Annotated in this window: 15 protein-coding genes; 11 read left to right on the forward strand and 4 right to left on the reverse strand. The window is 32.3% G+C overall.

Annotated features, from left to right (window positions below; translation table 11 throughout):
* Position 1: 1 nt before the first annotated feature.
* Positions 2 to 226: a hypothetical protein gene (locus tag ACWNT5_RS08855; protein ID WP_299606649.1), complete on the reverse strand. Its 225-nt coding sequence runs from the start codon at positions 224 to 226 to the stop codon at positions 2 to 4.
* Between the two features lie 287 nt (positions 227 to 513).
* Between ACWNT5_RS08855 and ACWNT5_RS08860 the strand changes: the two genes are divergently transcribed.
* From ACWNT5_RS08860 to ACWNT5_RS08875, 4 genes are all read left to right on the forward strand, one after another.
* Positions 514 to 1,005: an RNA polymerase sigma factor gene (locus tag ACWNT5_RS08860; RefSeq protein WP_425545888.1), complete on the forward strand. Its 492-nt coding sequence runs from the start codon at positions 514 to 516 to the stop codon at positions 1,003 to 1,005.
* Positions 989 to 1,600 carry a hypothetical protein gene (locus ACWNT5_RS08865; RefSeq protein ID WP_299606652.1) on the forward strand — a complete coding sequence of 204 codons (612 nt, stop codon included), beginning with the start codon at positions 989 to 991 and terminating at the stop codon, positions 1,598 to 1,600. Before ACWNT5_RS08860 ends, ACWNT5_RS08865 begins: the two co-directional genes overlap by 17 nt.
* Entirely contained in the window at positions 1,572 to 2,951 is a 1,380-nt protein-coding gene (locus ACWNT5_RS08870; RefSeq protein ID WP_299606656.1) for a hypothetical protein, read from the forward strand. The genes ACWNT5_RS08865 and ACWNT5_RS08870 overlap by 29 nt, the downstream gene beginning before the upstream one ends.
* Positions 2,952 to 3,519: 568 nt before the next feature.
* A complete protein-coding gene (locus ACWNT5_RS08875) occupies positions 3,520 to 4,152 on the forward strand; it encodes a hypothetical protein (protein ID WP_299898870.1) in 633 nt (210 codons plus the stop codon).
* A gap of 81 nt (positions 4,153 to 4,233) precedes the next feature.
* On the opposite strand, the gene ACWNT5_RS08880 is transcribed toward ACWNT5_RS08875, so the two are convergent.
* Complete coding sequence (locus ACWNT5_RS08880) at positions 4,234 to 4,593, reverse strand: DUF6249 domain-containing protein (protein WP_299606661.1); 360 nt, start codon at positions 4,591 to 4,593, stop codon at positions 4,234 to 4,236.
* 144 nt (positions 4,594 to 4,737) lie between these two features.
* Between ACWNT5_RS08880 and ACWNT5_RS08885 the strand changes: the two genes are divergently transcribed.
* The 5 genes from ACWNT5_RS08885 (at position 4,738) to ACWNT5_RS08905 (ending at position 8,792) form a co-directional block, all read left to right on the forward strand.
* Positions 4,738 to 5,325: an RNA polymerase sigma factor gene (locus tag ACWNT5_RS08885; protein ID WP_456517130.1), complete on the forward strand. Its 588-nt coding sequence runs from the start codon at positions 4,738 to 4,740 to the stop codon at positions 5,323 to 5,325.
* On the forward strand, positions 5,309 to 5,701 hold the full coding sequence (locus tag ACWNT5_RS08890) for a hypothetical protein (protein WP_456517131.1): 393 nt from the start codon (positions 5,309 to 5,311) through the stop codon (positions 5,699 to 5,701). Before ACWNT5_RS08885 ends, ACWNT5_RS08890 begins: the two co-directional genes overlap by 17 nt.
* 83 nt (positions 5,702 to 5,784) lie before the next feature.
* A complete protein-coding gene (locus tag ACWNT5_RS08895) occupies positions 5,785 to 7,116 on the forward strand; it encodes a flavin-containing monooxygenase (protein WP_456517132.1) in 1,332 nt (443 codons plus the stop codon).
* On the forward strand, positions 7,109 to 7,798 hold the full coding sequence (locus ACWNT5_RS08900; RefSeq protein WP_456517133.1) for a peptidoglycan DD-metalloendopeptidase family protein: 690 nt from the start codon (positions 7,109 to 7,111) through the stop codon (positions 7,796 to 7,798). Before ACWNT5_RS08895 ends, ACWNT5_RS08900 begins: the two co-directional genes overlap by 8 nt.
* Positions 7,799 to 8,156: 358 nt before the next feature.
* The gene (locus ACWNT5_RS08905; RefSeq protein ID WP_456517134.1) at positions 8,157 to 8,792 is read left to right on the forward strand and encodes a hypothetical protein; all 636 of its coding nucleotides are present in this window, start codon (positions 8,157 to 8,159) and stop codon (positions 8,790 to 8,792) included.
* Positions 8,793 to 8,890: 98 nt separating this feature from the next.
* On the opposite strand, the gene ACWNT5_RS08910 is transcribed toward ACWNT5_RS08905, so the two are convergent.
* Positions 8,891 to 9,469, reverse strand: coding sequence for a DUF4377 domain-containing protein (locus tag ACWNT5_RS08910; RefSeq protein ID WP_456517135.1), 579 nt, complete (start codon positions 9,467 to 9,469; stop codon positions 8,891 to 8,893).
* 129 nt (positions 9,470 to 9,598) lie between these two features.
* On the opposite strand from ACWNT5_RS08910, the gene ACWNT5_RS08915 reads away from it, so the two are divergent.
* Positions 9,599 to 9,937 (forward strand): PadR family transcriptional regulator, encoded by a 339-nt coding sequence (locus ACWNT5_RS08915; RefSeq protein WP_456517136.1) that lies wholly within the window; start codon positions 9,599 to 9,601, stop codon positions 9,935 to 9,937.
* Complete coding sequence (locus ACWNT5_RS08920; RefSeq protein ID WP_456517137.1) at positions 9,934 to 10,542, forward strand: hypothetical protein; 609 nt, start codon at positions 9,934 to 9,936, stop codon at positions 10,540 to 10,542. The genes ACWNT5_RS08915 and ACWNT5_RS08920 overlap by 4 nt, the downstream gene beginning before the upstream one ends.
* Positions 10,543 to 10,615: 73 nt before the next feature.
* Here ACWNT5_RS08920 and secA read toward each other — a convergent pair whose 3' ends face one another.
* A complete protein-coding gene (secA, locus tag ACWNT5_RS08925; RefSeq protein ID WP_456517138.1) occupies positions 10,616 to 13,972 on the reverse strand; it encodes a preprotein translocase subunit SecA in 3,357 nt (1,118 codons plus the stop codon).
* Positions 13,973 to 14,087: the final 115 nt, after the last annotated feature.

Consider the following 14,087-nt stretch of genomic DNA (forward strand, 5'->3'; position numbering starts at 1 on the left):
ACTATATTCCTTTCATTACCTTCATAAAATTCATAGCGTTTACTGCATATGCATTTCTTTGACTAACCAAAAGATCTAGAACTGACTTCGGTAGCGGTTTTGATTCTAAAAAATTATCAATCTGCTTAATTATTGCATTGGTATGATCAACATTACTCTTCATAAGATTCATCACACTTTCTAATTCATTTGAGTTTGTGTAGTTGTAATTAATAGAGTTATACATTTTTTTGATGATTTGTGATTAAAATGATGTTGTTGTTAGAGTAGTCTTTGATTTCTTTAAAAACTTACTAGAATTTTATTTTTTTATTAATGTTTTGAAAATCAGTCCTTTTGATTTTTTTCGTTTTTTTATCTTTAATTTTGCAACATATTAATCAGTGATCTCGTCTTTAGAAGAGAATAGTAATTAGAACAGTTTTAAAGAAGTAATCACTAACCAAAATTCAAGTAAGTTTGTTACAGAGCGAGCTAATAGAACAGTGTAGAGCTAACGACCGTAAAGCGCAGATGAAGCTTTATAATAAATACTGTGATGGTATGTATTATGTTGCTTTACGATTTCTTAAAGATCCTTTCGAGGCAGAAGAAGCTATGCAGGAGTCTTTTATAAAGGCCTTTATGAAATTACATCAGTTTACAGGTGATGTAACCTTTGGTGCGTGGCTAAAAAGAATAGTGATTAACAAAAGTATTGATATGCTGAAGGCGAAAAAAATGAATATGGTTGCTATCAATGAACAAGTGATGTCTACAGTAGAAGAACAGGATGATTGGTCTGTTTCTGATGGAACTACTGTAGAGGAAGTGAAAAACGCAATTGAAAGATTGCCAGAAAAATATAAGTATGCCGTAATGCTATTTTTAATAGAGGGATACGATCATAAAGAGATAAGTGAGATATTAGATATTACCCCAGTTGCTTCTAGAACTTTAGTGCATAGAGGAAAGAAGCAACTTCAGGATCAACTAAAACATTTAAGAGATGGGACAGGATATTAGAGAATTGCTTAAGCAAGATAATCGGATTCCTTCTGAACGTTTAACAGAAGGTCATCAGGATCGTTTTTTAGCTAGATTAGAAGAAGAACTTCCTAAAAAAGCAAGAAAGTTTAACTATGGTTGGTTAAGAATTGCTGCAAGCGTAGTTGTGATCTTATCAGTCTCGATGCTAGCGTTCAATGAGTTTGGAAAAAACGGAGGTAATAATACTCAGATTGTAAATGCTGATAATTCGGAAGTAAAAAATGCCACCGTGGTTTTGAGCAAGCAGACATCGTCATTAGCCGAGATGTTCCCTGAGTATGAAAAAACAGAGAATTATTTACTAACAGGAATAAAATTTCAATTATCTCAAATTAATGTAGATGATACTAATAGAGACTTAGTAGAAAGTTTTATGAAAAGATTAGAAAAATTAAATACGGAGTATCTGGATCTTAATAAGGAATTGATAGAAGTAGGTCCTAACGTACAAAGTGCCGAGGCAATGATAGAAAATTTGACACTTAGATTATCTCTCTTAAATAGACTAAAAGACAAACTAAAAGAATTAGAAAAAATTGAGAATGAAAATTACATTGATATACAAGCTTAATATTGTTGCACTTAGCGTAACATGTTTTTCTGGTGTGTTTGCTCAGGAAAGACTACAAAAGCTTAGTGAAAAGTTTGTAGTAAATGAGGATGTTACTATCCAATTAAATACTAGCCATACAGAAATTGTTTTCGAAGGCTGGAATAAAAACTCTGTTGAAGTCGAGGCATACATTGAAGGAGATGATATTAATGATACCAATAAAGAACGTTTTCTTCAAAACTGGAAGATAGAAGCTTTAGGTAATAGTAGAGAGATTAAGATTAATTCATTGACAGGGAACTTCTGGTCAGGAAATATATCTTCCAATAATAACACTGCAGACCAACCAGAGTTTAGTAGGTTGGAACCAGTAATTTCAGATATGTTAAAACCTATTCTGAAAAACATAGAAAACAATCCAATGCCTAGCGCTCTTTCTGAAAACTTAGCAAGTATGAATTTCGATACGAACAAGTTTAAAGAAAATGAAGAGAAATATATTCAGCAATGGGGAGATCAAATAAAAGAAAAGTTTGGAGATAATTATGAGAGTGTTGTCAAAGATTGGACAAATGAACTAAACAAAAACGCACAACAGATTCAACCGAATTCCAACTTGAATTCTCAAGATTGGGCAGGAGAAGAGTTTGCCAGAAGAATGCAAGCATGGGCTTCTCAATTCTCTGGAGATTTAGAAATTACACAACGTAATGGCTCAAATGTAACCGTGTATAGATATAGTTCTAGAATGAATAATTCTTCGGGGACAGTACATAGAATAGTAAAGGTTAAAATGCCTAAAGCAGCATTATTGAAACTGAATATCAGACATGGAAATGTGCAATTGGCTGAAAAGACAACGAACATGATAGCTTCATTATCTCATACCAGTTTACAAGGAGATATAATAGATGGAGATCGAACCTTTATTAGAACATCTTATTCTCCTATAGCTATCAAACAATGGAATAATGGAAGATTAGCGGTAAACTATGTGAAGAATTGTAGAATTCAAAAAGCCAAAAATCTTAGAGTTAATGCAGATTCGAGTAATTTATTTATTCAGGAGTTAGAAGATAACGCTGCTATATCTGGTAGTTTTGGAGCAATTACAATTGCGAATCTTTCAGAATCTTTTTCAACTTTGGATCTAGCAGTTGAGAACAGTGACTTTAAATTAAAATTACCTGAAGCTGCCTTTAATATTGCATATAGCGGAGTGCAAAGTAGAATTTCATTGCCCAAAACAATGGAAGTAAATGCGCGAAGAAATTTTGGGAATGTATTTGTAAATGGGTTTAATAAGACGAGAGATACTGATAAAGTAATCACTATTAATTCTAAATATAGCGATATCATACTACAATAATTTTATTATAATGTGTTAATTGTTTAAAAGCTCTGCTAATATAAATTGGCAGGGCTTTTTTAATTAGGCATAAATTATCAACCATAAAAACTACAGGAATCTGTTGTTTGATAATTTTTAAAGGGAAGAAATCTGTTAATAAACGATAATAAACAAGCGTTGATCGTTAAAAAATAGTATAATCTGTTCGATGATTCTAAATAATTGGTTATCAAAATACAGCAATTCAGTATGTGTAAATTTACTTAATGTAATGTTAAATTAATTTACATTAAGATTGAATTATTAATAATTTTTTAAGAAATCTATAACAATAAAGACATGTGTAATCGTCTTTTTAACTATATAATATGTATTTAATCTATGATTCTTACAAATTAATAATATTTAAACAACTGAAAATCAATTATTTAAATATTATAACTTACATAAAAATGCAGTTTTGTGTCATTGATCGAAAATCGAAATCATTTGATCTAAAAGTTGCTCAAATTTTTCGATTAACGGTAATTAAACGATATTATTGTATGGTAATCACGTAAAAAGTTTACCGTTAAATTTCCAGACAATGAGGGCTTTTGTAATTATTTTATCATTCTTTTTCTTTAGTAATGTAAACGCGTCTAACGAAGATAGTTTACAAATTACTAAGGATGGATTTATTGTAGTTGTAGTAGATTTTAAAGAAGGAGATAAAATAAAGTTGTTTGAAGTTGAAACTGGAGATCATATTTTGTCTAAAACAAGAGGTCAGGTTGATTTAAGTTTATTGCCTTTAGGAAAGTACTTATTAGAAAACAATGAAGGGAAATCTGTTGTAATTGAAAGAACAGACGAAGAAATTGTTATAGAAGAACTTGGTACGGAATATATGGTTGAAAGAGATAGTGAACGAATGGCTGCAACCGAAATTACAGTAGAGGAGGAATTAGAAGATATCTACTATCGCTCTGAAGTAAATCCTTTAGCAGTTTCACGAGAAGGTGATGTGTTTACTGTTTTGGATTTTGTAGAAGGAGATACCATCAAATTATTTGAGATGGTTGATAAAATTCATGTATTAACAAAAACAACTAAAAAGGTTGATTTAACTCAATTATCAGTTGGAAAATATATTTTAGAAAACGATAGAGGTCAGTCTATCATCATTGAGAAATATGATATGGAGATGGAGTATACCGATATCGTAGCTTATAATTAAGATTTACTTTATTTATATAGAATAAGTAGAATTTGGGGAAGACCTATCAGAAATGATAGGTCTTTATAATTTATGATTATTTTAATTTTCTTTTTTATCTAGGTTTTTTGTCATCGTAAAACCAGTGAACAATCCTACACCTGCCATAAAGAATATCGTACCAGGATATGCAACTTCTCCATGAACTCCCAAAGCGTAATGTAAAATACCAGCAATAAAGATTCCTGACCCTATACCCATTAATAATAAGGAAAAATTAAGAATAAAGACTTTCCAAACAGGAGTTACTCTTTTTTCTTTACTGCTATAGAAAATAGAAGCATCGGCTCCTTTTTCGATTAATGACATGCGTTCTTTGTTTCTAGCAGCTATAAACAAATAGAAAATACCAAAAATACATCCAAATATAGATAGTGGTATTAGTGCTTCAATAAAACTCATAATTTTTAGATTTAATAAATTTAACTTAACTGTTCGTTTTTCATTATGACGGTACTTCCTAAACTATGGTTACAAAAAAATAAGAAAAAAATATTTTGTATATTTTTTGTAACCGAAAAAGATTCTTATTCGTCTTATGAATAAATGAACCATCAATCAGATCAATATTATATCAAACAAGTATTAGAAGGAGATGCAAATTCCTATGGAATACTGGTGCAGCGTTATCAAAGTTTGGTATATACAGTGGTGTATAGAATGGTTAAGAATAAAGAAGAGGCAGAAGAAATAGCGCAAGATACTTTTGTGAAAGCTTACAAATCATTGGTTAATTACCGTGGAGAATCAAAGTTTTCTACTTGGCTTTATACTATAGCATATCGAAAAAGCCTTGATGCGATTAAGGTAAAAAAACGGTTTGTATCCACAGAGTTAATCGAAGAGATTAGCGAAGGAGAAATAGGAATGGTAAATGACGCATTAAAATATTTGCAAACCAAAGAAAAGAAGAAAATAATAGCTGACAGCATTCTTAAACTGCCAGAAGAGGAGGCTGCGATTGTAACATTATACTATTTTGAAGAAAAAAGTGTAAAAGAAATAAAAGAAATTGTAGGCTTAACCGAAGAAAATATTAAAATAAAACTGTATCGAAGTAGAAAAAAGTTATATTCGATACTTAGATATTATGTTTCACCAGAAATGAATACTAGGAATGGAAGAGCAATATAATGACATAGGAAGATTAGTAAAGGAAGCCGGAAACGAATCTCCATCCATGGATTTTTTGCAAAATGTAATGCAAGAAGTAAAAACTATTCCAGTACATGAACCTTTGGTGTATCAACCGCTAATTTCCAAAAAAGCTTGGATGTACATCGGCATAATAGTATTCAGTATGTTGGCAATTCTTCTATATTTTTCTGAAGGAAATTCTCTTTTGAATAATATAGATGGGTCTTTAATAAGTTTACCTAAAATAGAAAATCCATTTTCAGGCTTTAAATTCCATAACACTACAATGTATGGAATCATTTTCTTAGCTATTTTATTGGCTATACAAATCACCGTAATCAAAAGAAGAATGGATAAATCGTATTCTGTTTAGGATTTTTTAGTGTTGCAAACCAAAAATATTTTTTAAAAATCAATACATTCTTTATTTTACCTACGCTTTAGTTAGCTTAAAGTATGAAAAGAAGAATATGTATTATTGGTGCAGGTCCTAGCGGAATAACAGCGCTAAAAAATTTAAAGGACAAAGATCTTGAGGTTGTAGTATATGATCGCAATCTGGATGTGGGTGGTAATTGGATCTTTTCTGAGAATATAAGTCATTCTAGTGTTTTCGAAACTACTCATATCATTAGCTCCAAGACCTTATCACAATACGAAGATTTTACTTTTGATGATTTTGATGCCACAGTAGCGGATTATCCCTCACATGATGAATTAAGAAGATATTTTCAGGCGTATGCCAAACATTTTGATTTGTATCCTTTTATAGAATTTGAAACTGAAGTAAAGCATTGTAAAAGAATAAATGAAACGCAATGGAATATTTCGATTGTTCAAAACGGAAAAGAACGATTAGAAAAGTTTACAGATTTAGTAGTCTGTAACGGGCATCATTCTGTTCCTAGAATTCCAGATTATCCAGGAAAGTTTTCTGGTGATTTTATCCATTCTCATGCTTATAAAAAGGCTGCTCCTTTTACAAATAAAAGAGTTCTTGTTATTGGTGGTGGTAATTCGGCTTGCGATGTAGCAGTAGAGACAAGTAGAGTTAGTAAAACTACTGCTATTAGCTGGCGAAGAGGTTATCGTATTATTCCTAAGTTCTTTTTTGGGTTGCCTTCAGACGTTGTGGGAGCAAGGTCAGCTTGGCTTCCAGTTAGGATCAGAAGTTGGTTTAATGATATCTTGCTCAAAATAATGCTTGGTAGTAATAAATTGTATGGGCTACAAGAAGTTAAAACTAAATTCGGAGAAACACATCCAACAATTAATGATGAGCTTTTATATAAATTAAGACATGGAAAAGTGCATCCAAAAGTAGATATTGATAGGGTAGATGGGCAAACAGTATCCTTTAAAGATGGAACTAAAGAGGATTTTGATACTATTATTGCATGTACAGGATATATATTAAAGCATCCGTTTTTTGATTCTTCATTTATTGATTATAGTTCAGGAGCTGTTCCCTTGTATTTAAAGATGTTTCATGAAACGTATCATAATTTGTTTTTTGTAGGAATGTTTCAACCTTTAGGGTGTATCTGGCCTGGATCAGAATTACAAAGTAAATTACTAGCTAACTATTTAACAGGAACATGGAAAATGCCTTCGAATATCAGTAAGCTATGTAAAAAGGAAATTACACATCCACATTACAGACAAATTGATACTCCCAGGCATACCATAACAGTCGATTATCATCAGTTTAGGAAAGCATTGCTAAAACAATTACCTAAACATTGGATTTATAAAACACCAAAAACACAAAAAGCTAATCATGATTGAAACTTCATTTTCTAAATTTATAAACACACTTTCTCAAAATTTCATTCCAGTAGTTAATGCGCAGTTTTCTAAAGAACACTATGCTCCCATAGATTTATCATTAGATAATCCATCTCTAAAGGTAATAGATGTTTCTTCTTCTGCTGCCTTCGAGATATTTATAAATGAGTATTTAAAGACACACAGGGCATCAGTTGCTTTTGGTGGGTATAATGAAAAAAGAGGAATTTATAACAGGAGCGAACATTTTAATCAACAAGATCCTGAAACCGAAAGAAATATTCATTTGGGATTAGACGTTTGGTGTGATGCTGGAACAGATGTGTTAGCTCCTTTAGAAGGAAAGGTTCATAGTTTTAAGAATAATCAAAACTTTGGTGACTATGGTCCAACGATTATTTTAGAGCATACGATTCAAACTATTACCTTTTATACGTTGTATGGTCACTTAAGTGAAAAATCGATAGAAGAGCTCACTATCGGTCAAAGTTTTAAACAAGGTGAAGTGATTGGACAATTGGGATCTGCAGAAGTTAATGGTGACTATGCCCCTCATTTACATTTTCAAATTATAAAAGATATTCAGGATAAGAAGGGTGATTATCCAGGTGTATCTAATAAAATAGATCTAGACTTCTATCTAGAGAATTGTCCTGACCCTAATTTGTTATTAAAGATCTAAGACTTCTAGATAAAGATAATTCACAGTTTTGAGTTCGATTTGGCCAATAAACTACCTGAAAAGTATGTAAATGCTTTGTTAATTATTTTTTCAATTTTTTAAATCTATGATGATTTGTAGGAAGAAATTTGTGTTTTTAAACGATTAAACAATGTCGTTAAACAGTTTTATTTCGTTTTTAGTTTTTTAAATAATTGGAAATCAGTTATTTATATTTTTTTTAACAATATTTTTGTATTTGAACGAAAATTCGAGCTATTTGATCTAAAAGTCTGATTTCTAGTTGGTGGCACAGATATTTTGAACTATACTTGTATGGTAAAGCCGTAATAATTTAACTTTAAAGCCCCCAAATAAAATGAAAGTTACAGCCCTAATATTCAGTCTATTTTTATCACTAACGATTTTTGCAAACGAAGATAATAAGCTTACTGTTCAGCAGGATGGTATGACGATCGAAGTTCTTAATTTTGAAGACGGAGACAAGCTTAAATTATTTGAATTAGAGTCTGGTGATCATATCTTATCTAAATCATACTCTTTTATTGATTTAAGTCAATTACCAATAGGATCTTATGTGTTAGAGAATAACGAAGGAAAGTCTGTAATCATTGACCGTCAGGAAGAAGAACTTATTATAGATGGAGCAGTTGTTTCTATGGAAGAAGATTTTGTAGTGGAGGCTGATAGTGAATTAGTGGCTGAAGAGGATGTAAATGTAGAAGAGGAATTTATCAATACATATGTAAATAAGAATGACAACTTATTAGCTATTGAAAGAAATGGTGATGTTATTGAGGTGATAGATTTTGAAGATGGGGATAAATTAAAGTTATTCGAAGTAAAAGATACGGTACACGTATTGTCAAAAACTACTAACGTAATCGATTTAAGTCAATTACCTGTAGGATTGTATGTTTTAGAAAATAGTAAAGGAGCTTCTGTAATTGTTGAAAAGTTTACAGAAAGTCAAAATACACTTACAGATTTGTAAAAATCTGTAAAAGTGGGGGGAAACAGGATCTAGGATCCATTAATTAAAGCGGATTGATTTTCAGTCCGCTTTGATTTTTTATAAAGGTTTTTAGCTTGTTATTCGTTTATTATTTCTTTTAAGATGTAGGAGTCTTCTTCACCATGTGTAAACACCCCAGTTATTTGTTCTTGATTGTTAATATGGTTTAATAACTCTGAACATAAATCCCCGCAGTTTATTGAAATATTGGAGTTGGTTAAATAAAAGTTGTTTTCCTGATCTACTTCTACCCAATTGAAAAAAGTATCTATATTAGAATTAAGAGTCATTTGAATTTTAAATTCTGTTTCGATAGAAGCAGGTGTTTTAGACAAAACCTTAAGTAAGTCCATTCGTATACTAGAACCATCCTGAGGAGGATCTGATATATGTGTTTTACTGACCATTAATTCGTATGTGAAGCCTAACTCATACTCAAAGCCTCTAATTCCTTGATAGCTGTTTTGAAATTCTTCTTCTCCTATCTGATCTCCTTCTTGAATTAAGTTAATCACCCCAAGATCTCCAAAAAAGGTAACAAAACCAGTATCCATATAATGATGTACCTTAATCTTGGTGATTTCAGTATACTCATCGTCATTATTGCAAGAAATTGTAATTACTGATAGTATAAGTAAGGAAAATAGTTTTTTCATGATTGATTGTTTGTTATAAGATTCAAAATTGCCCAGATGGTTGCGGGGATGATCTGCTATAAATATTTCCAAAACATAAAAATAATACATAGAATTATGATGTATTGTTTTTTTATGTATATTTGAACTATGTATTCAAAAGAACTTTTAAAAGGAACATTGTCGGTAATCATTCTTAATCTTTTATCAGAAAAAGGAAGAATGTACGGGTATGAGATTTTTCAACAGGTAAAGGAAAGGTCTGATGGTAAAATATTGTTGAAAGATGGGTCTTTATATCCTGCACTTCAGAAGATGCGAAAAGATGGTTTATTGTCTTGTGAGGAAGAATATGTGGGTAAAAGAGTACGAAAGTATTACTTGTTAACCACTAAAGGAGAAGAAGAAAAAGTGAACTATCTCGAGGAGTTAAAGAACTTTATGGAGACCCTGAATAAGGTAATTTTTCCAAAACTAGATGTCATATGAGATTAGATGAAGAGCAGGAAAAAAGAATCGAAGAATTTGTAGACATGCAAGACTTTAGGTTGGTATCTCTAAGAGATGATATTCTTGATCATCTATGCTGTGTAGTAGAGAGTGATCTTAGAGCAGGAAAAACATTCGATCAGTCATTAAAGGACGCTGTGTTTGATCTGGCACCGAATGGATTGATTGATTTAGAAAAGAAAACATTTTTTTTATTAAACTCAAAACGAATTATTATGATGAAAAAACTGATGTATTTAATTGGATTTATTGGATCACTGACGTTAACAACAGGGATCGTATTTAAACTACTATGGTACCCAGGTGCTAACATGTTATTGATGACAGGTTTTTTAGTATTGTTATTAATTTTTGTTCCTATGGTAACTATAGATAAGTATAAAGTAACAATCGCAAAAAATCTATCAGAACGATTAAAAATCATTCTTGGTTGCGTTTCAGCCGTTGTCGTTGGTTTGGCGGGTCTATTTAAAGTAATGCATTGGATGGGAGCAGAGGTGTTATTACTGGCAGGAGGACTTATTTTTGCAGTGGGATACCTTCCATTTTTATTCTTTACGATGTATAAAAAATCTTTGGCTTAGAAATTAGCTTCAAAAAAAACTCCCTCAGATATCATTTCTAAGGGAGTTTTTTTCTTTATTGTTTAATACTTACTTATTCATTCACAAGTACCCATTCTCCTTTTTCGATTAATGGGATTGCTTGTTTGTATTTTACAGTTTTATTTTCTCCACTCATCACGTGTTTGATAGTAACTTTATCATTACGTCCTATTTTTGGTTGGTCGCGAGTGATAGTTTCCGTTACTTGTGGACGTTGTTGAGTTTGTCCTGCTGCTCTATTTTGCGCAGCACGTTCATCCATATTAGGAATTTCTTCTTTAGAAGTTTCTAATTTTTCCTTTTTACGTACCTGTCGAGCTTCAGAAATATCTTGTGTATTACCAGTTGGTAATTCTCCTTTGAATAAGAATGAAATCACATCTTTATTTACATCTTCAATCATCGCCTTAAACAACTCAAAAGCTTCGAACTTGTAGATTAACAAAGGATCTTTTTGTTCGTGTACTGCCAACTGAACACTTTGTTTTAATTCATCCATCTTACGAAGATGTGTTTTCCAAGCATCATCGATAATGGCTAAAGTGATATTCTTTTCAAAGTCTGTTATTAGTTGCTTTCCTTCACTTTCATATGCTTTTTCTAGATTAGTAGCAACGTTTAGACTTTTAACGCCATCTGTAAAAGGAACTAAAATACGTTCATAATTGCTTGATGGGTCTTCATATACTTGTTTGATCACTGGATAAGCTGCTTCCGCATTACGCTTCATCTTATCCTGATAGTGTTCATAAGCTGCTTTGTAAACTTCTCCAGCAATCTTCTGGGTATCCATTTTTTCAAATTCGTTAGCACTTATAGGGCTACTCATAGAAAAATAACGTATCAGTTCAAATTCAAAGTTCTTATAATCTTGAGCATTCTTGTTAGATTCTGTAATCACCTCTGCAGTATCATAAATCATATTGGCAAGATCTACTCTTAAGCGCTCTCCAAATAAGGCGTGGTAACGTCGTTTGTATACTACTTCACGCTGAGCGTTCATTACATCATCATATTCTAATAATCTCTTACGTACACCAAAGTTATTCTCCTCTACTTTTTTCTGTGCTCTCTCAATAGATTTAGAAATCATAGAATGTTGGATTACTTCACCTTCTTTTAATCCCATTCTATCCATCATCTTTGCGATACGTTCAGAACCGAATAAACGCATTAGATTGTCCTCTAGAGATACATAAAACTGAGAGCTTCCTGGATCTCCCTGACGACCAGCACGACCACGTAACTGTCTGTCTACTCGTCTAGAGTCATGGCGTTCCGTACCAATAATTGCTAGACCTCCAGCAGCTTTTACATCGTCGGTTAATTTAATATCCGTTCCACGACCAGCCATATTTGTAGCGATAGTAACTACTCCAGGATTTCCTGCTTCTGCTACAATGTCAGCTTCTTTTTTGTGAAGTTTTGCATTTAATACATTGTGGGGTACTTTACGAATTGTAAGCATTCTACCTAGCAATTCAGAAATTTCTACAGAAGTAGTACCAATTAATACTGGTCTTCCTGCTCTTGCTAACTCAGTAACTTCATCAATCACTGCGTTATATTTCTCACGCTTTGTTTTATATACTAAGTCTTCTTTGTCTTTTCTTGCAATTGGTCGGTTTGTTGGAATTTCTACTACATCAAGTTTGTAGATTTCCCAAAGTTCTCCTGCTTCTGTAACTGCCGTTCCCGTCATACCAGATAGTTTACCATACATTCTAAAGTAGTTCTGTAAGGTAACTGTAGCAAAAGTCTGTGTAGCATCTTCAATTTTTACATTTTCTTTTGCTTCTATTGCCTGATGTAATCCATCGCTATATCGACGGCCATCCATAATACGACCAGTTTGCTCATCTACGATTTTTACTTTGTTATCCATAACTACATATTCTACATCTTTTTCGAATAATGAATATGCTTTTAATAATTGTCGTAAAGTATGAATGCGTTCGCTTTTTACGCTGTAGTCTCTAAACAGATCTTCTTTCTTTTCAGCTTCTTCTTCTTTAGAGAGACCAAGGTTTTCTATTTTAGCGATCTCCATACCAATCTGTGGAAGTACAAAGAAATCTGGATCATCCTTACCAGAAAGATAGTCAACACCTTTATCGGTAAGATCTATTTGGTTATTTTTTTCCTCAATCACGTAGTACAGATCAGCATCAATTTTATGCATCTCGCGATTGTTGTCTTGCATATAGAAATTCTCAGTTTTTTGAAGTAGCATTTTTACTCCTTCTTCACTTAAGAATTTGATTAAAGCTTTATTCTTAGGAATCCCTCTATAAACTTGCAAAAGTTTAAAACCACCATCTTTTGTGTTACCTTCCTTGATTAACTTTTTAGCTTCGGCTAGAACAGACGTTAAATATTTTTGTTGTACAGAAACAATATCTGCGATTTTTGGTTTTAGCTCATTGAATTCGTGAATATCTCCTTTCGGAATAGGTCCAGAAATAATTAAAGGAGTACGAGCATCATCGATTAATACAGAATCTACCTCGTCAATAATAGCATAATTATGAGGTCTTTGTACTAGATCTTCTGGTGCGTGAGACATGTTATCTCTTAGGTAATCAAAACCAAACTCATTATTTGTTCCGTAAGTAATATCAGCATTGTAAGCAGCTCTTCGTTCTGCAGAATTTGGTCTGTGATTATCAATACAGTCTACCGTTAATCCATGGAATTGAAAAATCGGTGCCATCCATTCACTATCACGTCGTGCTAGGTAATCATTTACCGTTACTAAGTGTACACCATTACCAGACAATGCATTTAAGTATACTGGTAAGGTAGCTACTAACGTTTTACCTTCTCCAGTTTGCATTTCTGCTACTTTTCCTTCGTGTAAAGCGATACCGCCAATTAACTGCACATCATAGTGAATCATATCCCATTTCACTTCTTTACCGGCAGCATCCCAACTAGTAGACCAGATAGCTTGATCTCCGTCTAAGGTGATATGATCTCTGGTTCCTGATAGTTCTCTATCGTATGCAGTTGCTTCAACGGTTATCGTTTCGTTCTCAGCAAATCTTTTAGCCGTTTCTTTAACCACAGCAAAAGCCTCTGGTAAAATGGTATTCAATGCTTTTTCGGTCGCTTCATAGGCATCTTTCTTTAGTTTATCAATCTCTCCATAGATATCTTCTTTTCTATCGATATCTTCTGTAGCATCTGCTTCTTCTTTTAGAGAGTCTATTTTAGCATTGATATCCGCACGTGCATCGTTAATAAACTTTTTGAACTCTACCGTTTTTTCGCGTAGTTCATTGTCAGAAAGAGCAGCAATGCCTGCTGCTGCTTTTTTTATTAATTCAACTTTCGGTTGAATTTCTTTTATATCTTTTTTGGATTTATCTCCAACGAATACTTTTAATACAGAATCTAAAACTCCCATGATTGATTTATGGTTATGTGTTTATTTTGAGATATACAATAAGATTCAATTTGTTACATAATCTAATAGTATTTTAGATACTATTTCGGTTTGTTGAATTTGTGGTAATCTCTGT

This window comes from Aquimarina sp. 433, from assembly GCF_054054605.1.

Excerpts from the sequence above, each read along its gene's own strand:
- ACWNT5_RS08870 (WP_299606656.1), top strand. The coding sequence starts at position 1,572 with ATGAAAATTACATTGATATACAAGCTTAATATTGTTGCACTTAGCGTA.
- ACWNT5_RS08900 (WP_456517133.1), top strand. The coding sequence starts at position 7,109 with ATGATTGAAACTTCATTTTCTAAATTTATAAACACACTTTCTCAAAAT.
- ACWNT5_RS08855 (WP_299606649.1), bottom strand. The coding sequence starts at position 226 with ATGTATAACTCTATTAATTACAACTACACAAACTCAAATGAATTAGAA.
- ACWNT5_RS08895 (WP_456517132.1), top strand. The coding sequence starts at position 5,785 with ATGAAAAGAAGAATATGTATTATTGGTGCAGGTCCTAGCGGAATAACA.
- ACWNT5_RS08920 (WP_456517137.1), top strand. The coding sequence starts at position 9,934 with ATGAGATTAGATGAAGAGCAGGAAAAAAGAATCGAAGAATTTGTAGAC.
- ACWNT5_RS08865 (WP_299606652.1), top strand. The coding sequence starts at position 989 with ATGGGACAGGATATTAGAGAATTGCTTAAGCAAGATAATCGGATTCCT.
- ACWNT5_RS08880 (WP_299606661.1), bottom strand. The coding sequence starts at position 4,593 with ATGAGTTTTATTGAAGCACTAATACCACTATCTATATTTGGATGTATT.
- ACWNT5_RS08890 (WP_456517131.1), top strand. The coding sequence starts at position 5,309 with ATGGAAGAGCAATATAATGACATAGGAAGATTAGTAAAGGAAGCCGGA.
- ACWNT5_RS08860 (WP_425545888.1), top strand. The coding sequence starts at position 514 with ATGAAGCTTTATAATAAATACTGTGATGGTATGTATTATGTTGCTTTA.
- ACWNT5_RS08885 (WP_456517130.1), top strand. The coding sequence starts at position 4,738 with ATGAACCATCAATCAGATCAATATTATATCAAACAAGTATTAGAAGGA.
- ACWNT5_RS08915 (WP_456517136.1), top strand. The coding sequence starts at position 9,599 with ATGTATTCAAAAGAACTTTTAAAAGGAACATTGTCGGTAATCATTCTT.
- ACWNT5_RS08910 (WP_456517135.1), bottom strand. The coding sequence starts at position 9,469 with ATGAAAAAACTATTTTCCTTACTTATACTATCAGTAATTACAATTTCT.
- ACWNT5_RS08905 (WP_456517134.1), top strand. The coding sequence starts at position 8,157 with ATGAAAGTTACAGCCCTAATATTCAGTCTATTTTTATCACTAACGATT.
- secA (WP_456517138.1), bottom strand. The coding sequence starts at position 13,972 with ATGGGAGTTTTAGATTCTGTATTAAAAGTATTCGTTGGAGATAAATCC.
- ACWNT5_RS08875 (WP_299898870.1), top strand. The coding sequence starts at position 3,520 with ATGAGGGCTTTTGTAATTATTTTATCATTCTTTTTCTTTAGTAATGTA.